Source organism: Jatrophihabitans sp. YIM 134969 (assembly GCF_054456675.1).
Genome location: NZ_JBTJEQ010000016.1, coordinates 77,035 through 96,155 on the forward strand (window position 1 = coordinate 77,035; position 19,121 = coordinate 96,155).

Here is a 19,121-nt window from a genome sequence, read left to right on the forward strand (position 1 = left end):
TACTACGTGAACGGAAGGAGCGGCTCATGGATCGCACGCAGTTGTTGAAAGGGGTCCTCGACCTCGCTGTGCTCGCCGCGCTGCGAGAGGAGGACGGCTACGGCTACGACATCGTCCGACGGCTGCGGGCGGCGGGGATGACGGACGTCGGCGACGCGTCGGTCTACGGAACCCTGCGCCGGCTGTTCCAGGCGGGGGCCCTGAGCTCCTACCTGCAGCCCAGCGAGGAGGGGCCGCACCGCAAGTACTACGCCCTCACCACCACCGGGACGGCACTGTTGCATGAGGCAACGAAGACGTGGCACGAGTTCACCGCGACCGTCGCCCGGTTGCTCGACCAGGAGGCAGCATGACCGCGATGCCCACGCTCGACCAACGGGCGGACTACGTGGCGGCGGTGGCGGCCGGACTCGCCGACCTGGCGCCTGACGATCGGGCGGAGTTGGTCGAGGAACTGGCCGATCACGTCGCCGCCCTGCTCGAGGAGCGGCCGGACGCCGACCTCTCTGCCGAGCTGGGCACCCCGCGGGCGTACGCGGCCGAGCTGCGTGCGGCCGCGGGTCTCGTCGGTGCGCCGGCCGCCGCGCCGACGGTGTCGACCCGACTGCGCGACCTCGTCCGTCACGTCGACTCCGCGCAACCGTGGATCCGTCCGACCGGGCGCTTCCTGCGGCCGGCCTGGTGGGTGCTGCGCGGGGTCGTGGTCGGTGCCGCCGCAGGTCTGGTCCTCGGCTTCGGCTACCCGTCCGGCGGCGCCTACCTGCTGCTGGTCCTCGGGGTGCTGGCCTCGCTCTGGCTCGCCCAACGCGCGCCGGCGACCCCGCCCTGGAAGGTCGGGATCCGCGTGGTCGACGTCGTCGCGGCCGCTCTCGCGCTGTACGTCCTGTCAGTCCTCGGGTCGACCCGGATCCTCACGGAGTACAGCACCCAGTTCGTCAACAGTTGCCCCACGGAGATCGACAACCTCTACGCCTACGACACCGCGGGGCGGCCGATCGACGGCGTGCGCCTGTACGACCAGGACGGGAACCCGTTCGACATCGGGGCCCTGGGCTGCGACACGACCGGCCGGTTCGGCCCGGGTGCGCAGCCGAACGTCTACCCGTGGCCGAGCGCAGCCCCGTTGCCCCAGGAGTTCCCCACCGGCCCGCCGTCGTCGCTCGCTCCATTGCCGGGTGCAACGGTGTCGACGGCCGCGGGATCGACGACCCCCACCGGGACGGGGACGCCGAAGGTCACGTCGACACCGTCCGGATCTTCCTCGGCGACTCCGTCCGCAGCGGCGCCGGCACGCTGACTCAGTCGCCGGCCGCCAGCGGGCGGTCGGCGACGAGGACGCCGTCGGCGTCGGCGTACAGGTTGGCGCCGGGCCGGAAGGTGACGTTGCCGAACGACACGGTGTCGCCGGTGCGGCCCTCACCGCGACGCTCACCGCGGCGGGGCGTGGAGCCGAGGGCGAGGACGCCCAGGTCGAGGCCCGCCAGTGCCACGACGTCGCGCACCGCGCCGTTCAGGACCACGCCGGCCCAGCCGTGTTCGACGGCTGCCGCTCCGAGCATGTCGCCGAGCAGGGCGTGCCGGGTCGACCCACCGCCGTCGACGACCAGGACCTTCCCGGTGCCGGGCGTCGCCACCAGCTCGCGGAGGCGGGAGTTGTCCGTGGAGCACGCCACGGTGACGATCGCGCCGTCGAACGCGGTGCGGCCGCCGTACGACCGCAGGTCGACCTCGAGGACCTGGACCTCGCCCGCGTGCGCGTCGTACAGGTCGCTCGTCCCGGTCACCGCCCGGACGCTAGCCGAGCTTGCCGACGACCGCCTCGAGCACGGTCTTCGACGCGCCCGCCGGTGTCTCGCCGCCGATGACGATCGGGTTGCCCTGCACGAACACGTCCCCCTGGACGGCGAGGAACCCGCCTTCGTCGGGCAGCAGGATCGACTTGTCGCCGACCCCGCCGTCGGTCGATCCCGGGTACAGCGCCGCGCTCTCGTCGAACAGGTCCGCGGCGGACTGGCCGAGGTCGTCGCCGCCGGCGACGGTCTGCAGGACGTAGGACTTCGTCCCGCCGGCGTCGACCCACTTGCAGACCTTGAAGCCGCGGGCGGCCGCCGGGCCCGAGTTGTCGGGCGTGCCCTCGCCGAAGCTCACGCCGTACACCTCGGACAGGTCGGCGGCCGAGGTGAGCGAGCACGGGTCGGGGGCGTCACCGCCGGACCCACCGCCGTCGTCGGTGTCCTCGACGTCCTCGGTGGGCGACGTCGCGTCGGCGCTGGACGCGGACGTGCCGCCGCCCGCGGGTGCGGCCGCGTCGTCGGAGCCCGACGATCCGCCGCAGCCGGTGAGGCCGGCCGCGAGCAGGACGCCGAGAGCGGTGAGGACGGGGCGGAGGTGTCGGGAGGTCACGGTTGAGGATGGTGAGGCTCACGTCCGTGTCAGGTCAATGTCCGATCGTGCAAGGTCGCGCGGGACCGCTGCGACGAGCGTGGCGACCATGACGACCAGCAGACCGGCGATCACGGCCGTGGTGACGAGTGGTGCAGTGGGCAACGCTCCGGCCGCCGCGGCGAGCACCGCGACGACCGGGCAGACCGCACCGGCGCGCGTGGACACGTTCGGGCGGACCAGGAGGAACCACACGACGAGCACGAAGATCGCAACCGGCAGACCGAGCGCCAACCCGGTCACGGTGTCGGAGGCCTCGCTGTGCCCGGCGATCTGCGCGATCTGCACCTCGAGGCCGGCGGACACCGCACCGGCCGCAGCGAACACGAGGTAGTGCAGGTAGCCGAACGTCATGGTGCGGCCGAAGCCGACGAGCGTCTCGACCGTCTCGACCTGGAAGTACTCCCACCACATCGCGGCCACGACGACCAGCCCGAGCGCGGCGAGCACCACGAGCTCGGCCACGTGCTCGCCCTCGTCGACCGCGGCCACGACGGACTTGGCGGTCGCGAGCACGCCTTCGCCCAGGACGATCAGGGTGAACAGTCCGTACCGCTCGGCGATGTGACCGGTGTGGAAGGGCGTCATCTGGCGTTGTTCGGCGAGGAACGGGATCGCGGCCTCGGCCACGGCCAGCACGAAGAACGAGGCGACGGCGAGGTCGTCGGGCAGCCACAACCGCAGCACCCACAGCACCTGCACCGCGGCGACACCCACCGCGTAGGTCAGGGCCACCGTCCGGTGCTCGGGGTCGGAGCGGGCGGCGCGCAACCACTGGAACACCATGGCCAACCGCATGATCAGGTAGCCGACGACGATCACGGTGAAGTCCTCGGACTCCAGCGCCCGGGGCACACCGGCCGCCACCACGAGCGCGCCGGACATCTGCACCAGCGTGACGACGCGGTAGAGCCAGTCGTCGGTGTCGTACGCCGAGGCGAACCAGGTGAAGTTCATCCAGCCCCACCAGATCGCGAAGAACACCATGACGAAGACGAGCAGGCCGTGCCCGCCGTCGCCGATCTCGAGTTCGTGCGCGAAGCCCTCGGCCGCGAACGACACCCCGACGACGAAGGTCAGGTCGAAGAACAGTTCGAGAGGTGTCGACGCCCGGTGGCGCTCGGTCACGTCGCGGCCGCGCATCGGTCGCAGCAGGGTCGTCACGGCGGTCCTCCCGGGGTCGGCACGGTCGTGGCCGCGCGGGTCGGGGTGACGGTAGCGACCCGGCAGGGCAGTGTGGGAGTGTGACGACCCTCCCCGAGCAGAGGCGGCACCGATGAGGTTCACCACCGGCGCCGCCACCGACGTCGGCCTGGTCCGCGCCGGGAACGAGGACTCCTTCTTCGCCGCCCCGCACCTGGTCGCCGTGGCCGACGGCATGGGCGGTCACCTCGGTGGTGGCACCGCGAGCGCCCTGGCCGTCGAGGCCCTCGCCGAGCTCGCCCGCCGCGAGGTCCTCGCCCCCGACGACGTCGTCGCCGCCGTCGGGCGCGCCAACGCCGAGGTGGTGCGGCGGGCCGACGCCGACCCGTCCCTGCACGGCATGGGAACCACGCTCACCGGCGTCGCGATCGTCGACACGGGCGGTGTCGCACGGTTCGCCGTGTTCAACGTGGGGGACTCGCGGGTCTACCGCCTCGACGGTGGCGCGCTCACCCCCGTCACCGTCGACCACTCCGAGGTGCAGGCCCTGGTCGACGCGGGCCGGCTCACCCCGGAGGAGGCGCGCGTCCACCCGGCCCGCAACGTCATCACCCGCTCGATCGGGTCGGCACCGCCGCCCGAGGTCGACGTCGTCATCCTCGAACCGGTCGGCGGCGACCGGTTCGTCGTGTGCTCCGACGGCCTGACCGGCGAGGTGGACGACGCGGCGATCGCGCAGGTCCTGGCTGGTGTCGAGGACCCGCAGGCCGCGGCCGAGGCGCTCGTCGCCGCCGCGCTCGACGGCGGCGGACACGACAACGTCACCGTCGTGGTCGTCGACGCGGTCGACGGCGCGTAGGGCTCAGCCCAGCGCGCGCACGCCGGCCAGCAGACGCTCGACGTCGTCCGCGTTCGTGTACGGCGCGAGGCCCGCGCGGACGGCACCGGCGTCGCCGAGGCCGAGGTGGCGCGACGCCTCGAGCGCGTAGAAGCTGCCGGCCGGGGTGTTGACGCCACGCTCGGCGAGGGCCGCGTGCACCTGCGCGCCGGAGTGGGCGTCGACGCTGAACAGGGCGGTGGGCGTGCGGTGGACCGGTGTACCGTGCAACGTCACGTGCGGCATGGCCGCGAGACCGTCGAGCAGCCGGTCGAACAACGCCTGTTCGTGCGCCTCGAGCGAGGTCATCGAGGTCACCAGGCGTTCGCGGCGGGTGCCGGTCGCCTCCGGGTCCAGGTCGGCCAGCACATCGACCGCCGCGGTGGTGCCCGCCAGCAGCTCGTAGGGCAGCGTGCCGAGTTCGAAGCGTTCGGGCACAGCGTCGCTCGAGGGCAGCAGCTTGTCGGGGTGCAGCGTGTCGAGCAGGGCGGGCGACGCGGCCAACACGCCCAGGTGCGGTCCGAGCCACTTGTACGGCGAACACGCGTAGAAGTCGGCGCCGAACGCCGCGACGTCGACGGACGCGTGCGGGGTGAGGTGGACACCGTCGACGAACACCAGCGCACCGGCGTCGTGCGCGGCCGCGGCGATCGCCGCGACGTCGGGGCGGGTGCCCAGCAGGTTCGACGCGGCGGTGACCGCGACCAACCGGGTCCGCGCGCCGACCAGCGACGTGACGGCCTCGACCGGGAGCTCGCCGGTCGCCGGGTCGAAGTCGGCCCAGCGGACGGTCGCCCCGACCCGCTCGGCGGCCTGCACCCACGGCCGGATGTCGGCGTCGTGGTCCAGGCGGGTGACCACCACCTCGTCACCGGTCGACCACCCGGCGGCGAGCGTCCGCGCGAGGTCGTAGGTCAGTTGGGTCATGGACCGGCCGAAGACCACCCCGCCGGCGTCGGCTCCGAGCAGGTCGGCCACCGCGCGGCGGGCGCCGAGCACGATGTCGTCGGCCAGGCGTTCGGCCGCGGTGACCCGGCCGCGGTTCGCGATCCCGGCGACCAAGGTCCCCGCGACCGCGGCGGCGACCTGTTCCGGCACCTGGGAGCCGCCCGGCCCGTCGAAGTAGGCCGTCCCGCCGGCGAGCGCGGGGAACCAGGAACGGACACGGTCGACGTCGTGGGCCACGTCGGTCATCCTCGCGCGAGCCCCCGGCGACCGGGATTGGCGGGGGAGGGCCCCGCTCGCGTACCGTGGGGAGCGATCCAACCGAAGACCGCTGGTCGTCGCGTGTCCACACGCGGCCGAAGGTCCCTCGTGACAGGGACGTCCCGCGCAGGCTGGGCATGCGGGTCCGACCGTGCTCGTCACGTCGGCCTCCACGCCCCTGGCGCCTGCGCCGGGGGCGTTCGTGTTGTCCGGGCCCGGGAAACGACCGGCCCGAGACACACGAGAGGAGGTCGCATGCCCAACGCCGAGAAGACCGCCGCCGTCGCGGAGATCACCGAGCACTTCAAGTCGTCGTCGGCCGCCGTCGTCACCGAGTACCGCGGGTTGACGGTCAAGCAGATGTCGGAGCTGCGGCGCGCACTGGGTCGGGACACGACCTACGCCGTCGTCAAGAACACGCTCACCAAGCGGGCCGCGACCGAGGCCGGCGTGGAGATCGACGAGTCGTTGCTCGTCGGCCCCACGGCGATCGCGTTCATCAGTGGTGACCCGGTCGATGCCGCCAAGGGACTGCGGGACTTCGCCAAGGCGAACCCCGTCCTGGTCGTCAAGGGCGGTGTCATGGAGGGCAAGACGCTCTCCGCGTCCGAGGTGAGCCGCATCGCCGACCTGGAGTCGCGCGAGGTGCTGCTGGCGAAGTTGGCCGGTGCGCTGGTCGCGCTGCCGACGCGGGCGGCGGGTCTGTTCCAGGCCCCGCTGTCGCAGATGGCGCGGCTCGCCGCGGCCCTGCAGGACAAGAAGCCGGCCGACGCCGGTGCGTCCGACGCCGCCGGGGACACGGACGGGGGCGACCTCACGGCCGCCGCCGCGAGCGTGCCCGAGAGCGACGACCCGTCGACCGACACCGAGGCCGCCAAGGCCGACGTGCCGACCGCCGGTGAGCAGGACACCCCGGAGCTCGGCGACCCGGCCGCTGTCGACGGCGGCGCCGTCGAGGCCGGTGGCGGCGAGATCTCCTAGTTCCACGGTCGGGTGACCGCCCGACAGCACGACCGTGACGCCCGACGGCGTCACACACCCTGACCGCACCACAGACCCGGCCCTCATGGGCCGAATGAGAGGAACCACCATGGCGAAGATCGCCACCAGCGACCTGCTCGACGCGTTCAAGGAGATGACGCTGCTCGAGCTCTCCGAGTTCGTGAAGCAGTTCGAGGAGACCTTCGACGTCACCGCCGCTGCCCCCGTCGCGGTCGCCGCGGCCGGTGGCGGCGCCGGTGCCGCCCCCGCCGAGGAAGCTGCCGAGCAGGACGAGTTCGACGTCATCCTCGAGGCCGCCGGCGACAAGAAGATCCAGGTCATCAAGGAGGTGCGTGCCCTCACGAGCCTCGGCCTGAAGGAGGCCAAGGACCTCGTCGACGGCGCGCCGAAGCCGGTTCTCGAGAAGGCCACCAAGGAGGCCGCCGAGAAGGCCAAGGAGCAGCTCGAGGGCGCCGGCGCCACGGTCACCCTCAAGTAGGACCGCTCGACCTCGGCACCACCTGCACCACACCCGCGGCCGCGGGTCGTCCCACTCCAGTGGGACGGCCCGCGGCCGCTGTGCTGTCCGCTTCCGGCTCCGGACGGCGTCGCCAGGCCTTCCCCGACTCACAGACGTGCAGGGTCTGGTGGCTCGCCGGCTCGACGAGTGACCAGACACTGCACTTCTGTCGTCTGGGGGGTGTGTGGATCACGCGTCGGCGGGTGCTGCCCACCGAGCGCTGACCGCATCGGTATGCGACCGTGACCGCCCCGGCCCGTACCCGGCCGACTCGTGACGTCTACTGGTGCGGGATACCGCCGGTTGCGGGTACGTTGCAGCGACGTGCCCGGCGTGTCACCACCGGGTGGTGGCGTCCTGCCGCCCCCTGGGCACTGATCAGCGTTCGTCGAGACCGGCAGAAGAGGGAGTCCCGCCTTGGGCGTCGAGGTTGCGGTCGAGAACCTGACCAAGTCGTTCGGCAAGCAGATGATCTGGGAGGACGTCACCCTCACGCTGCCGCCGGGCGAGATCTCGGTCCTGCTCGGCCCGTCCGGCACCGGCAAGTCGGTGTTCCTCAAGTCCCTCGTCGGTCTGCTCAAGCCCGACCGCGGCTCGATCTTCATCAAGGACGTCGACCTCGCGCACTGCCGCGAGCACGAGCTCTACGAGACCCGCAAGCTGTTCGGCGTCCTGTTCCAGGACGGCGCGCTGTTCGGCTCGATGAACCTGTTCGACAACATCGCCTTCCCCCTGCGTGAGCACACGAAGAAGGGTGAGAAGGAGATCAAGGACATCGTCCTGGAGAAGATGGACATGGTCGGCCTCGCGGGGTCGGAGTCCAAGCTCCCCGGCGAGATCTCCGGCGGTATGCGCAAGCGTGCGGGCCTCGCCCGCGCCCTGGTCCTCGACCCCGAGATCATCCTGTTCGACGAGCCGGACTCCGGTCTCGACCCGGTCCGCGTGGCCTACCTGAACCAGCTCATCGTCGACCTCAACGCCCAGACCGACGCCACGTTCCTCATCGTCACCCACGACATCGGCACCGCCCGCACCGTGCCGGACAACCTGGGGCTGCTGTTCCGCCGCAACCTGGTGATGTTCGGCCCGCGCGAGGTCCTGCTGACCTCCGAGGAGGCCGTGGTCAAGCAGTTCCTCAACGGCCGCCGCGAAGGACCGATCGGCATGAGCGAGGAGAAGGACGCGAGCCAGGTGGCCGCGGAACTCGCCGCTCTGGAGGACGACGGCCCACCGGCGCCCGGCACCGGTCCCAAGGGCGCGAGCGGCTCCGGTGTGCCGCCCCAGCTCGAGCCGAGCCCCGGCCTGCCGCCGCGGGCCGCGGCCGAACGCCGCAAGGCGCGGGTCATGGAGCTGCTGCACACGCTGCCGGAGAAGGCCCAGGAGGTCATCCGGGCCTCGCTCGACGCCGACGCCCAGGTCGTGCGCGGCGCCGCGAACGGGGTCGCGCCCGACCGCGCCCCGAGCACCTGGCTGAAGGACGGCGACGCCGCGCAGCGCACCGCCCCGCTGCCGCCCCGGAACCAGAACACGCCGCACCGGCGGCCGCAGCCGTGGCCGAGCCAGCCCGACCGCGCCGCCGCCCCCGTGGGCAGCGACCAGGGGCAGGGCCTCGGGCAGGTCCAGGACTACGGCCAGCAGAACGGGCAGCCCCAGCAGAACGGGCAGCCCCAGCAGAACGGGCAGCCCCAGCAGAACGGGCAGTCGGAGCTCGACCACCCCGAGGGCACCCTCGTGCTGCCGCCGGCGGACGAGGAACTGGGCACGTACGGCACCGACGGTGGTCCGGTCGGTCCGGCCGCCGTGGGCAGCGGCCAGCCGCCGCACACGCCTCAGAACGAGGGCGTCCAGAACGAGGGCGTCCAGAACGACGCTGCCCACGACGACGCTGCACGGGACCAGGCTCCGGCCACCCAGTCCGACGGTCAGTCCCGCTGAGCCGCAGCCCGAGTCGACGACGACCCTGATGCGCCGCGCATGAGCAGCTTCTCCCCGACCGCCGGGGTGGCGAACACCGGACGCCTGTTCGCGTTGTTCCTCGACGTCGTCCGGTTGACGTTCAAGCGCCCGTTCCAGCTGCGCGAGTTCATCCAGCAGGCGTGGTTCATCGCGAGCGTGACGATCCTGCCGACCGCGCTGGTCGCCATCCCGTTCGGCGCCGTCATCGCCCTGCAGCTCGGCGGCCTCACCCGCCAGCTCGGCGCGCAGAGCTTCACCGGCGCCGCGAGCGTGCTGGCGATCCTGCGTGAAGCCAGCCCGATCGTCTGCGCGCTGCTCATCGCGGGCGCCGGCGGTTCGGCCATCTGCGCCGACATCGGCAGCCGGAAGATCCGCGACGAGATCGACGCCATGGAGGTGCTCGGCATCTCCGCGGTGCAGCGCCTCGTCGTCCCCCGGGTGCTCGCCTGCATGCTGGTCTCGACGCTGCTCAACGGCCTGGTGTCGGTCGTCGGCGTCGCAGGCGGCTACTTCTTCAACGTCATCCTGCAGGGCGGCACGCCCGGCGCGTACCTCGCGAGCTTCTCGGCGTTGGCGCAGCTGTCCGACCTCTGGACGGCCGAGATCAAGGCCCTGTTGTTCGGTCTGATCGCCGGCGTGGTCGCGAGCTACAAGGGTCTCAACGCCGGCGGCGGCCCCAAGGGCGTCGGCGACGCCGTGAACCAGGCCGTCGTCATCACGTTCCTGCTGCTGTTCTTCGTCAACTTCGTCATCACGGCCGTGTACTTCCAGCTCGTGCCGCCGAAGGGGTCGTGATGACCACGACCCCTGAGCGCATGCTCTGCTGCGCGACGCCCAGGCACACCGCTGGCTGCGTTGTCGTCGTCGCAGGTACAACCGCGGTACCTGACTCCTCCTCCGCCTTGCCTTCGGCGCACCTGACCAACGCTCGCGACGAGCGGCGCCCAGGGGGCGCGGTCTGATGGCCCTCTCCGACGTCCGCGTGCGGACCTTCGCCGTCGGCCGCAAGGTCGTGGACAAGCCGTTGTCGGTCCTCGACGACCTCGGCGACCAGATGGCCTTCTACGTCAAGGCGATCGCGTGGACCCCGCGCACGCTGCGTCGCTACAAGAAGGAGGTCCTGCGGCTGCTGTCGGAGGTCACCTTCGGCACCGGCGCACTCGCGGTCATCGGCGGCACCGTCGGCGTCATCACGTTCCTCGCGTTCTTCACCGGCACGGAGGTCGGCCTGCAGGGCTTCCAGGCCCTCGACCAGCTCGGCACCGGCGCGTTCACCGGGTTCCTCTCCGCGTACTTCAACACCCGCGAGATCGCCCCGCTCGTCGCGGGCCTCGCGCTCTCGGCCACGGTCGGGTGCGGCTTCACCGCCCAGCTGGGCGCCATGCGGATCAGCGAGGAGATCGACGCGCTCGAGGTCATGGCCGTGCCGTCGCTGCCGTTCCTCGTGACCTCGCGGATCATCGCCGGGTTCGTCGCGGTCATCCCGCTCTACGTCATCGGCCTGCTGAGTTCCTACTTCGCGACCAGGTTCGTGGCCACCGTGCAGTACGGGCAGTCCACGGGCACCTACGACCACTACTTCCGGCTGTTCCTGCCACCGCAGGACGTCTTGTGGTCGTTCATGAAGGTGCTCGTCTTCGCCGTGGTCATCATCCTGACCCACTGCTACTACGGCTACACGGCCAAGGGTGGTCCCGCGGGGGTGGGCGTCGCCGTCGGTCGCGCGGTGCGCACCTCGATCGTCACGGTCAACGTCCTCGACCTGTTCCTCTCGTTGGCCATCTGGGGTGCCAACACCAGCGTGCGGATCGCGGGGTAGCGATGGCCGCGGAATCGGTGGGGAGGGTCCTCAAGCGCCGCTCGCTCGGCGTGCTGCTGATCGTCGTCGTGCTGGCCTTGCTGTCGTTGTCGGTCGCGTTCTACAAGAAGGCGTTCACCTCGACGACCGACGTCACGCTGCAGACCGACAGCGTCGGCAACCAGCTGCAGCCGCAGTCGGACGTCAAGCTGCGCGGCATCATCGTCGGCGAGGTGCGTTCGGTGAGCTCCCGCGGCGAGGGCGCCGACATCACGTTGTCGCTCAAGCCCGACATGACCAAGCTGATCCCCGCGAACGTCTCGGCGCAGCTGCTGCCCAAGACCCTGTTCGGGGAGCGGTACGTCGCCCTGATCCTGCCGTCCGCACCCGACGCGGCGATCAAGGCGGGCGACGTCATCCCGCAGGACCGTTCGAGTTCCGCCATCGAGCTGGAGAAGGTCTTCAACGACGTCCTGCCGTTGCTGCAGGCGGTGAAGCCCGCCGAGCTCAACGCCACCCTCAACGCCCTCGCCACCGCCCTCTCCGGCCGAGGCGCGGAGCTCGGCGCCAACCTCGCGGCGCTCGACGAGTACCTCAAGGGCATCGAACCGGCCGTCCCGCAGTTGCTCGACGACCTCGGCAAGCTGGGTGAGGTCTCGACGCTCTACAACCGGGTCGCGCCCGACCTGCTCGCGACGCTGTCGAACCTGCAGACCACCTCGCGCACGATCTCGGAGAAGGCCACCCAGCTCGACGGTCTGCTGGTCAACGGCACCCAGACCGCCCAGACCCTGAAGGACTTCCTCGACGCCAACGGCGACCGGTTGATCACGGTGGCCGACGGCTCGGCCAAGCTGCTCGACGTCCTCGCGGAGTACTCGCCCGAGTACCCGTGCCTCGCCGCCGGTCTCGCCCTCAGCGAGAAGCGCCTCGAGTCGGCGTTCGGCGGTCAGAGCTCCGGTCCGCGGGCCCTCAACATCACCCTCGAGGTCGTCAAGCCGCGGGGCAAGTACGTCCCGGCCGACGCCCCGCGGTTCGGCACCATCCCGGGCCCGGACTGCCAGGGACTGCCCAACCCGACCGTGCCGTTCCCGGCCGAGGGCTACGGCGAGGGCCGTGGGCTCGACGGCGCCGCCGCGGTCGGCGACGCCAGTTCCGGCGCGCTGCCCAGCGTCCTGCGCGCAGCGCAGGGAGGCGGCGCCCTCTCGACGGCCGAACAGGCCTCGATCGCCACCAGCGGCTCGACCTCGGAGACCCGCACGATCAACGCGCTCATCGCGGGCCCGCTGGGTGTCAGCCCGGGCGCGGTGCCGCCGATCGCGACCGTGCTCGCCGGCCCGATCCTGCGGGGGAGCGAGGTGAGCGGATCATGAGCAACGCCCGAGGGATCCTGGCGCCGCTGATCAAGCTCATCGCGTTCGTCGTGGTGACGGTGCTGGCCACCTACGTGCTCGTCGCGACCATCGGCAACACCGGCGGTGAGGACGCCTCGACCTACCGGGCTCGGTTCACCGACGTCACGGGGCTGCTGGTCGGCGACGACGTCCGCGTCGCCGGTGTGCAGGTCGGCAAGATCGAGCGCATCGCGGTGGTCGACCACAACCAGGCCGAGGTGTCGTTCTCGGTCGTCAAGAGCCGGCCGTTGCCGACCTCCGTGATCGCCGCGATCAAGTACCGCAACCTGGTCGGTCAGCGTTACCTCGACATCTCGCAGGGCGCGGGCGCGCCGGGCACGACGCTCGCGGCGAACGCCGAGATCCCCGTGTCGCAGACCCGCAACGCGCTCGACCTCACGGTGCTGTTCGCCGGGTTCAAGCCGTTGTTCGAGGGTCTCGACGCCACCTCGATCAACGACCTGTCCAAGGAGATCATCGACATCTTCCAGGGGCAGGGCGGCACGATCAGCGCGTTGTTCGAGCAGACCGCGCAGCTGACCGACGCCATCGCCGACAAGGACGCGGTGATCGGCAACCTCATCACCAACCTCGACTCGCTGCTCACCACCGTCAACAGCCGCGACACCCAGCTCAACAGCCTCATCACGCAGCTGCGCAGCTGGGTGGGCGGCCTCGCGCAGGACCGCGTGCAGATCGGGCAGAGCCTCGACGGCATCAACGCGTTGACCTCGACCACGGCGGGCTTCCTGCAGGTCATCCGCCCGCCGCTCGCCCAGGACATCAAGGACGTCCAGGCGTTGTCGAAGAACATCAACGCGCAGTCCGACGTCTACTCGGGTGTCCTGCAGCGGTTGCCGGTCAAGGTCGCGGCGCTGACCCGCACCGCCACCTACGGCTCGTGGTTCAACTTCTACCTCTGCGAGTTCAACGCCACGCTCACGCTGGGGCCGATCTCGCTGTCGCCCAACATCACGACCGCCTCGAGTCGGTGCAACGGATGACCGGCATGAAGACGCGCAAGGCGCCGACCGGGCGGTCGTTCAGCTCGCGCAACCCCGTCGTCATCGGCGCGGTGAGCATCGTGGTCATCGCGATCCTGGTGTTCGGCGCGTTCAACTCCGACGACCTGCCGATCATCGGCGGCGGCACCGTCTACACCGCCGCGTTCACCGAGGCCGCGGGTCTGCGCGCGGGCGACGAGGTCCGCATCGCCGGGGTGCGCGTCGGCAAGGTCGACGCGGTCGAGCTCGGGGACACCACCGTGGACGTGACGTTCCGGGTCAAGAACCAGTTCGTCGGCGACGAGACCACCGCGTCGATCGAGATCAAGACGCTGCTCGGGCGCAAGTACCTCGCACTCGACGTGCGGGGCGGCAAGGAGCAGAACCCCGACTCCACCATCCCGGTCGACCGCACCGTGTCGCCGTTCGACATCTACCCGGCGTTCCAGCAGCTGACCGAGACCACCGACGCCATCGACAGCGACCAGCTGGCGAAGGCGTTCACGTCCCTGTCGTCGGCGTTCCAGGACACCCCGGAGTCGATCCGCGGCGTGCTCGACGGGTTGTCACGCCTCTCGCAGACCGTCGCCTCCCGCGACGCCCAGCTGCGCTCGCTGCTCGCCGCCGCGAACAACGTCACCGGGATCCTCGCCGACCGCAGCGCGGACCTGCAGCGCCTCATCGACGACGGCAGCCTGCTGCTCGACGAGCTCAACCAACGTCGGGACGCCATCCGCATGTTGCTGACCAACACCTCGGCGCTGGCCATCCAGCTCGAGGGACTGGTCGCCGACAACGACGCCACCCTGGGGCCGGCGCTCGACCAGCTCTCGGGCGTCATCGGCATCCTCACCAGCAACCTCGACAGCATCGACCGCGGGCTCGGGCTGCTCGCGCCCTTCTACCGGGTGTTCGCCAACACCCTGGGCAGCGGCCGCTGGTTCGACACCTACATCCAGAACTTCAACGCGAGCTTCGTGTTGCAGGGTCTGCCGGGTCTCGGCGTGAGCGGGGTGCCGACCGGATGAGTCTCAAGGACAGACTGCTGCCCTCCGGCACCCGCATCGCGCGGATCATCGGGTTGCTCCTCGTGGTCGTCGTGGTGGCCGGTGGGTTGATCTACCTGCTCGCGGGTTCGCCGACCAAGAAGGTCAGCGCCCAGTTCTCCAGCGCGGTCGGGATGTACCCCGGGTCCGACGTCCGGATGCTCGGCGTCAAGATCGGCAAGGTCACGAAGGTGACGCCGAAGGGCACCGGGGTCGACATCGCCATGGAGGTCGAGAAGGACCGCGCGCTCCCGGCCAACGCCATCGCCACCATCGTGCCGCCGAGCCTGGTCAGCGACCGGTACGTCCAGCTGGCGCCGGTGTACACGGGCGGCCCGCAACTGGCCGACGGCGCCGTGATCCCGCGCAACCGCACCGCGACCCCGGTCGAACTCGACGACATCTACAAAGCGCTGAACCAGGTCACGACCGCCCTCGGTCCGGCCGGCGCCAACAAGAACGGTGCGTTGTCCGAGTTGCTCGCCACCAGTGCGAAGAACCTCGACGGCAACGGCACCGCCCTCGGCCAGACGATCACCAACCTCTCGCAGGCCGTGACCACGCTCGCCACCAGCCGCGACGACCTGTTCGGGACCGTCGCGAACCTGCAGACCTTCACCAAGGCGCTGCAGGACAGCGACGCCCAGGTGGTGAAGGTCAACCAGCTGCTGGACACCGTCGCGGGCGACCTCGCCGACGAACGGGCCTCGCTCGCCTCGGCCATCACCAACCTGCGGCAGGCTCTGACCCAGGTGGCGGCGTTCCTGCAGAAGAACCAGGACGTGTTCGCCAAGGACGTGCGCGGGCTGGCCCAGGTGACCGGTGTGCTGTCGAAGAAGCAGGCGGCACTGCGGGAGATCCTCGCCGTCGCGCCGGTCGCGCTGTCGAACCTCGCCCACACCTACAACCCGAGCTCGGGCACGCTCGACGTCCGCGCCAACATCGCGAGCCTGTTCGACCCGGGTCAGATCTGCCAGGCCCTGCTGGACGGCACGGCGCTCAGCGGCATCCAGCTCGTCGGCGGCATCTACAAGATCATCGCCGGGGCCACCCGCCTCGACGCCATCTGTGCGGCCGTCCTCAACGCACTGCCGGCCACGCCGACCATCCCCGGCCTGCCCGTCGGCCTGCCGCCGCTTCCGTCGATCCCGGGGTTGCCGCCGCTGCTGTCGAGCACCGAGTCGGGTTCCACGACCGGGGGCGGCACCCTGCCGCGCATCGGTCTGCCCACGGTCCCGGGGCTGGGGTGACGGCCGTGACCAAGCGTGTCCTGGGCGCACTGGGCGTCACCCTGCTCGCCGTGCTCTCCCTGACCGGGTGCGGGTTCCGTGGCCTCTACAGCGTCACGCTCCCCGGCGGCGCCGACGTCGGCGACCACCCGATCCGTGTCACGGTCCAGTTCGTCAACGTCCTCGACCTCGTGCCGCAGTCGGCCGTCAAGGTCAACGACGTCGCGGTCGGGCGGGTCGAGAGCGTGATGCTGTCGGACTGGCACGCCACCGTGACCGTGCTGGTCAACGGCGACGTCGACCTGCCGGCCAACGCCCGCGCCGAGATCAGCCAGACCTCGCTGCTGGGCGAGAAGTACGTGGCCCTCGAACAGCCGACCGACGGCGCCCCGAGCGGCCGGCTCGAGAGCGGTGACGACATCCCGCTGACCCGGACCGGCGCCAACACCCAGATCGAGGAGGTGCTCGGCGCACTGTCGCTGCTGCTGAACGGCGGCGGGCTCAACCAGATCCAGACCATCACCAAGGAACTCGACGCAGCACTCGGTGGCGAGAACACGGCCAAGATCCGTGACCTGTTCACCCGGCTGGACACCATCACGCGCGAGCTGAACGACCAGCGCACCGTCATCACCGGCGCGATCGAGAAGCTGAACACCCTCGCGGCGACCCTCAACACGCAGAAGCAGATCCTCGTCGGCACGCTCGACACGCTGCCGGGGGCGCTGCAGGTGCTGGCCTCCGAGCGCGACAACCTGGTGGGTCTGCTCACCGGGCTCGACCGGTTGTCCGGGACCGCCACCCGGGTCATCAACGGCTCGACCGACAACCTGCTCTCGGCCCTCAACTCGTTGCAGCCGACCCTGGAGCAGCTGACCAAGGCCGGCGACGACCTCGGGAAGGGCTTCGAGGTGCTCGGCACCTACCCGTTCCCGCGGACCGCGACCAACGCGGTCGGCGGCGACTACACCAACCTCATCGTCAGCCTCGACGCCAACCTCGCCGACCTGCTGTCGAACCTGCTGAGCTCGACCTGCCCGCCGGACGCCACCTCCGAGTGCGGGCTCGACAGCCCGGTGCCGACCTCGGCCGCCGCGAGGAGCGGACAGGCTGCGGGCGTGGGCGCCCTGCCGGCCGTCCCGGGCGTCGCGGCGGTGAGCGGCCGATGATCACCCGCACCGTCCGCATCCAGCTGCTGGCGTTCGTCGTCATCGCGCTGCTCGGCGTCACCTACGTCGGGGCGAGCTACGCCGGCATCGGCACCTCGCTGTTCCAGACGTCGTCGTGCACGATCAAGGCCGACTTCCCCGACTCGGGCGGCATCTTCACCGGCGCCGAGGTCACCTACAACGGCGTCACGGTCGGGCGGGTCGGCGAGCTGACCCTGCTCCCCGACGGCGTGCAGGTGGCGCTCGACATCGAGAACTGCCGCAAGCCCGAGATCCCGGTGAACACCATCGCCGCGGTGTCGAACCGGTCGGCCGTGGGCGAGCAGTACGTCGACCTGCGCCCGCAGACCGACAACGGCCCGTACCTCGACGACGGCGCCACCCTGCCGATGAACCGGAACATCCTGCCGGTGCCGACCCAGGTGCTGCTGTCGAACCTCGACTCGCTGGTGACCTCGGTGGACACCGACGACGTGTCGACGGTCGTCGGCGAACTCGGGCAGGCGTTCAACGGCCGCGGGCCGGCCCTGCAGGCGCTCCTGGACCAGGGATCGAAGCTGCAGCAGGCGGCGACCGCCAACCTCGACAAGACGATCGCGCTCATCAACCAGAGCGGGCCGGTGCTCCAGACCCAGCTCGAGGTCGGCACCAACTTCGCCAGCTGGGCCAAGAGCCTCAACCTGCTGAGCTCGACGCTGAAGTCGTCGGACAACGACCTGCGTGGTCTGCTCGACGACGGCCCGAGCGACCTGCAGATCATCTCCCAGTTCGTGAAGAGCAACCAGGACGACCTCGGGGTGCTGCTGGCCAACCTGGTGACGGTCAACGGGGTCGTGGTGCCCAAGCTCGACTCGGTGCGGGCGATCCTCTACATCTACCCCCTGGCGGTGGCCGGCGGGCTCACGGTGCTGCCGGGCGACGGCACCGCCCACTTCGGGCTCGTGCTCAACCTCGGTGACCCACCCGACTGCACCGCGGGCTACCAGGGCACCGACAAGCGCTACCCGAACGACACCTCGCCCGCGACCGTGAACACCTCGGCCCGGTGCACGTCGTCGGCGAGCGCCGGCATCAACGTGCGCGGCGCCCAGAACGCGCCCGGTGGCGACCCGATCTACACCGGCGACACCGGCCGCTACGTCTACCCGAAGGTCGACGCCGCGGCGGCGCGGGCCGCGGGCATCCAGACCATCCCCGGGACGTCCCTGCCGGGCGTCGCGGTGGGTGGCGACGCGTCGGGGTCGTCGTCGCCGGCCGCCGCGGGCGTGTTGGGCGACAAGTCCTGGCTGTCCCTGTTGACCGGACCGCTGTCCTGAGCGCACCTGGCGGCGCGCCGTGGCGACGCTGCGAACCCACGCGTGATGCGCTATCCATGACGGCGCCCGCCCGCCCGACACGAAGGGACCGATGACCACCCGCGACACCGCGACCGACACCGACACGACCGACGAGGTCGCGCCGGACGACGCCGCGACCTCCGAGGGCGGCACGGACCCGGCGGCGGTCGAGCCGACGACACCCGGCGCCTCGGACCGGTCACGGCGGCACCGGCGTCGGCACGCCGCCGACGACACCGACGAGGTGGCCGACACCGACACGGACACCGACACCGACACCGACAGCCGGGACGAGCCGACCGGAGCCCACGCAGCCTCCGGTCGTGCGGCCGGGCGCCGGCGCCGGGAGCGCCCGACCGGTCGGCGCCGCCGCTGGCCGCTGATGGCCGCGGTCGTGGTGGCGGCACTGTTCGCCGGGGCCATGGTGGGCCTCTGGGCGGCGACCCGACCCGACCCCATCGCCGGGCTGACCGGCCAGCAGCAGGCCGCGGTCACCGCGGCGAGCCAGGCCGCGGTCAACCTGCAGACCTTCCGGCGGGCGTCGTTCGACCAGGACTTCGCCAACGCGCTCGCGAGCCTCACCCCGGACTACGGCAAGGAGCAGTTCGCGCCCCGCAAGGCCGAGCTGGAGAAGCAGCTGGTCGCCGGCAAGCGGGACGCCACCGCCACGGTGCAGAGTGCCGGTCTGGTGTCGTCGACCGCGTCGCAGGCCGTGGTCCTGGTGGTCACCAACACCGTGCAGACGGCGGACGACGGCACCAGCACCCCGTTCGTGTTCTCCCGGTTGCAGCTGACCCTGCAGCGCATCGACGGGAAGTGGCTGGTCTCCGACCTCAAGAGCGTGGGGCTGTCGTGAGCGACGAGACCACCAGCCCGGAGCCGGGCCGGGACGCGGGCGGGACCGCCGACACCCCCGGTGCCCGTCACCATCGACCTGGGGAGTCAGCCCGAGGGGACGATGCCCGAGTCGTACGCGGGTTTCTCGTTCGAGAAGACCGATCTCAAGAGCGGGCTGTTCG

Annotated in this window: 18 protein-coding genes and 1 pseudogene; 15 read left to right on the top strand and 4 right to left on the bottom strand. The window is 71.1% G+C overall.

Annotated features, from left to right (window positions below; translation table 11 throughout):
- Positions 1-26: 26 nt before the first annotated feature.
- Positions 27-353 carry a PadR family transcriptional regulator gene (locus ACXR2U_RS10700; protein ID WP_458824995.1) on the top strand — a complete coding sequence of 109 codons (327 nt, stop codon included), beginning with the start codon at positions 27-29 and terminating at the stop codon, positions 351-353.
- Positions 350-1,297 carry an HAAS signaling domain-containing protein gene (locus tag ACXR2U_RS10705; RefSeq protein WP_458824996.1) on the top strand — a complete coding sequence of 316 codons (948 nt, stop codon included), beginning with the start codon at positions 350-352 and terminating at the stop codon, positions 1,295-1,297. Before ACXR2U_RS10700 ends, ACXR2U_RS10705 begins: the two co-directional genes overlap by 4 nt.
- A 1-nt stretch (position 1,298) precedes the next feature.
- Here ACXR2U_RS10705 and rraA read toward each other — a convergent pair whose 3' ends face one another.
- Genes rraA through ACXR2U_RS10720 form a run of 3 tightly spaced genes read right to left on the bottom strand, consistent with a single transcriptional unit; the run spans position 1,299 to position 3,606 of the window.
- Complete coding sequence (gene rraA, locus ACXR2U_RS10710; RefSeq protein WP_458824997.1) at positions 1,299-1,784, bottom strand: ribonuclease E activity regulator RraA; 486 nt, start codon at positions 1,782-1,784, stop codon at positions 1,299-1,301.
- A 10-nt stretch (positions 1,785-1,794) separates the two neighbouring features.
- A complete protein-coding gene (locus tag ACXR2U_RS10715) occupies positions 1,795-2,403 on the bottom strand; it encodes a hypothetical protein (RefSeq protein ID WP_458824998.1) in 609 nt (202 codons plus the stop codon).
- An 18-nt stretch (positions 2,404-2,421) separates the two neighbouring features.
- A complete protein-coding gene (locus ACXR2U_RS10720) occupies positions 2,422-3,606 on the bottom strand; it encodes a low temperature requirement protein A (protein ID WP_458824999.1) in 1,185 nt (394 codons plus the stop codon).
- Positions 3,607-3,718: 112 nt separating this feature from the next.
- On the opposite strand from ACXR2U_RS10720, the gene ACXR2U_RS10725 reads away from it, so the two are divergent.
- Positions 3,719-4,444 (top strand): PP2C family protein-serine/threonine phosphatase, encoded by a 726-nt coding sequence (locus ACXR2U_RS10725; protein WP_458825000.1) that lies wholly within the window; start codon positions 3,719-3,721, stop codon positions 4,442-4,444.
- 3 nt (positions 4,445-4,447) lie between these two features.
- On the opposite strand, the gene ACXR2U_RS10730 is transcribed toward ACXR2U_RS10725, so the two are convergent.
- Positions 4,448-5,656 carry a cysteine desulfurase-like protein gene (locus ACXR2U_RS10730; protein ID WP_458825001.1) on the bottom strand — a complete coding sequence of 403 codons (1,209 nt, stop codon included), beginning with the start codon at positions 5,654-5,656 and terminating at the stop codon, positions 4,448-4,450.
- A 267-nt stretch (positions 5,657-5,923) separates the two neighbouring features.
- Between ACXR2U_RS10730 and rplJ the strand changes: the two genes are divergently transcribed.
- From rplJ to ACXR2U_RS10790, 12 genes and pseudogenes are all read left to right on the top strand, one after another.
- Positions 5,924-6,649 carry a 50S ribosomal protein L10 gene (gene rplJ, locus ACXR2U_RS10735; RefSeq protein ID WP_458825002.1) on the top strand — a complete coding sequence of 242 codons (726 nt, stop codon included), beginning with the start codon at positions 5,924-5,926 and terminating at the stop codon, positions 6,647-6,649.
- A 109-nt stretch (positions 6,650-6,758) separates the two neighbouring features.
- Complete coding sequence (rplL, locus tag ACXR2U_RS10740) at positions 6,759-7,148, top strand: 50S ribosomal protein L7/L12 (RefSeq protein WP_458825003.1); 390 nt, start codon at positions 6,759-6,761, stop codon at positions 7,146-7,148.
- 438 nt (positions 7,149-7,586) lie between these two features.
- Positions 7,587-8,714, top strand: a pseudogene (locus tag ACXR2U_RS10745) (ABC transporter ATP-binding protein); the annotation flags it as partial.
- Between the two features lie 429 nt (positions 8,715-9,143).
- Complete coding sequence (locus ACXR2U_RS10750) at positions 9,144-9,920, top strand: MlaE family ABC transporter permease (RefSeq protein ID WP_458825004.1); 777 nt, start codon at positions 9,144-9,146, stop codon at positions 9,918-9,920.
- Positions 9,921-10,086: 166 nt separating this feature from the next.
- Positions 10,087-10,944 (top strand): MlaE family ABC transporter permease, encoded by an 858-nt coding sequence (locus ACXR2U_RS10755; RefSeq protein WP_458825005.1) that lies wholly within the window; start codon positions 10,087-10,089, stop codon positions 10,942-10,944.
- A 2-nt stretch (positions 10,945-10,946) separates the two neighbouring features.
- Positions 10,947-12,296, top strand: a complete 1,350-nt coding sequence (locus ACXR2U_RS10760; protein WP_458825006.1) for an MCE family protein — start codon at positions 10,947-10,949, stop codon at positions 12,294-12,296.
- Positions 12,293-13,321 carry an MCE family protein gene (locus ACXR2U_RS10765; protein ID WP_458825007.1) on the top strand — a complete coding sequence of 343 codons (1,029 nt, stop codon included), beginning with the start codon at positions 12,293-12,295 and terminating at the stop codon, positions 13,319-13,321. The genes ACXR2U_RS10760 and ACXR2U_RS10765 overlap by 4 nt, the downstream gene beginning before the upstream one ends.
- 5 nt (positions 13,322-13,326) lie before the next feature.
- Positions 13,327-14,349, top strand: coding sequence for an MCE family protein (locus ACXR2U_RS10770; RefSeq protein WP_458825008.1), 1,023 nt, complete (start codon positions 13,327-13,329; stop codon positions 14,347-14,349).
- A complete protein-coding gene (locus ACXR2U_RS10775) occupies positions 14,346-15,617 on the top strand; it encodes an MCE family protein (RefSeq protein WP_458825009.1) in 1,272 nt (423 codons plus the stop codon). The genes ACXR2U_RS10770 and ACXR2U_RS10775 overlap by 4 nt, the downstream gene beginning before the upstream one ends.
- 5 nt (positions 15,618-15,622) lie before the next feature.
- Positions 15,623-16,765 carry an MCE family protein gene (locus ACXR2U_RS10780; RefSeq protein ID WP_458825010.1) on the top strand — a complete coding sequence of 381 codons (1,143 nt, stop codon included), beginning with the start codon at positions 15,623-15,625 and terminating at the stop codon, positions 16,763-16,765.
- Positions 16,762-18,081: an MCE family protein gene (locus tag ACXR2U_RS10785; RefSeq protein WP_458825011.1), complete on the top strand. Its 1,320-nt coding sequence runs from the start codon at positions 16,762-16,764 to the stop codon at positions 18,079-18,081. Before ACXR2U_RS10780 ends, ACXR2U_RS10785 begins: the two co-directional genes overlap by 4 nt.
- A 91-nt stretch (positions 18,082-18,172) precedes the next feature.
- A complete protein-coding gene (locus ACXR2U_RS10790; RefSeq protein WP_458825012.1) occupies positions 18,173-18,958 on the top strand; it encodes a hypothetical protein in 786 nt (261 codons plus the stop codon).
- Positions 18,959-19,121: the final 163 nt, after the last annotated feature.

Bases quoted from the DNA above. Each gene is read 5' to 3' on its own strand.
- ACXR2U_RS10700 (WP_458824995.1), top strand. From the start codon at position 27: ATGGATCGCACGCAGTTGTTGAAAGGGGTCCTCGACCTCGCTGTGCTC.
- ACXR2U_RS10705 (WP_458824996.1), top strand. From the start codon at position 350: ATGACCGCGATGCCCACGCTCGACCAACGGGCGGACTACGTGGCGGCG.
- ACXR2U_RS10725 (WP_458825000.1), top strand. From the start codon at position 3,719: ATGAGGTTCACCACCGGCGCCGCCACCGACGTCGGCCTGGTCCGCGCC.
- ACXR2U_RS10730 (WP_458825001.1), bottom strand. From the start codon at position 5,656: ATGACCGACGTGGCCCACGACGTCGACCGTGTCCGTTCCTGGTTCCCC.
- rplJ (WP_458825002.1), top strand. From the start codon at position 5,924: ATGCCCAACGCCGAGAAGACCGCCGCCGTCGCGGAGATCACCGAGCAC.
- rplL (WP_458825003.1), top strand. From the start codon at position 6,759: ATGGCGAAGATCGCCACCAGCGACCTGCTCGACGCGTTCAAGGAGATG.
- ACXR2U_RS10750 (WP_458825004.1), top strand. From the start codon at position 9,144: ATGAGCAGCTTCTCCCCGACCGCCGGGGTGGCGAACACCGGACGCCTG.
- ACXR2U_RS10755 (WP_458825005.1), top strand. From the start codon at position 10,087: ATGGCCCTCTCCGACGTCCGCGTGCGGACCTTCGCCGTCGGCCGCAAG.
- ACXR2U_RS10760 (WP_458825006.1), top strand. From the start codon at position 10,947: ATGGCCGCGGAATCGGTGGGGAGGGTCCTCAAGCGCCGCTCGCTCGGC.
- ACXR2U_RS10765 (WP_458825007.1), top strand. From the start codon at position 12,293: ATGAGCAACGCCCGAGGGATCCTGGCGCCGCTGATCAAGCTCATCGCG.
- ACXR2U_RS10770 (WP_458825008.1), top strand. From the start codon at position 13,327: ATGAAGACGCGCAAGGCGCCGACCGGGCGGTCGTTCAGCTCGCGCAAC.
- ACXR2U_RS10775 (WP_458825009.1), top strand. From the start codon at position 14,346: ATGAGTCTCAAGGACAGACTGCTGCCCTCCGGCACCCGCATCGCGCGG.
- ACXR2U_RS10785 (WP_458825011.1), top strand. From the start codon at position 16,762: ATGATCACCCGCACCGTCCGCATCCAGCTGCTGGCGTTCGTCGTCATC.
- ACXR2U_RS10790 (WP_458825012.1), top strand. From the start codon at position 18,173: ATGACCACCCGCGACACCGCGACCGACACCGACACGACCGACGAGGTC.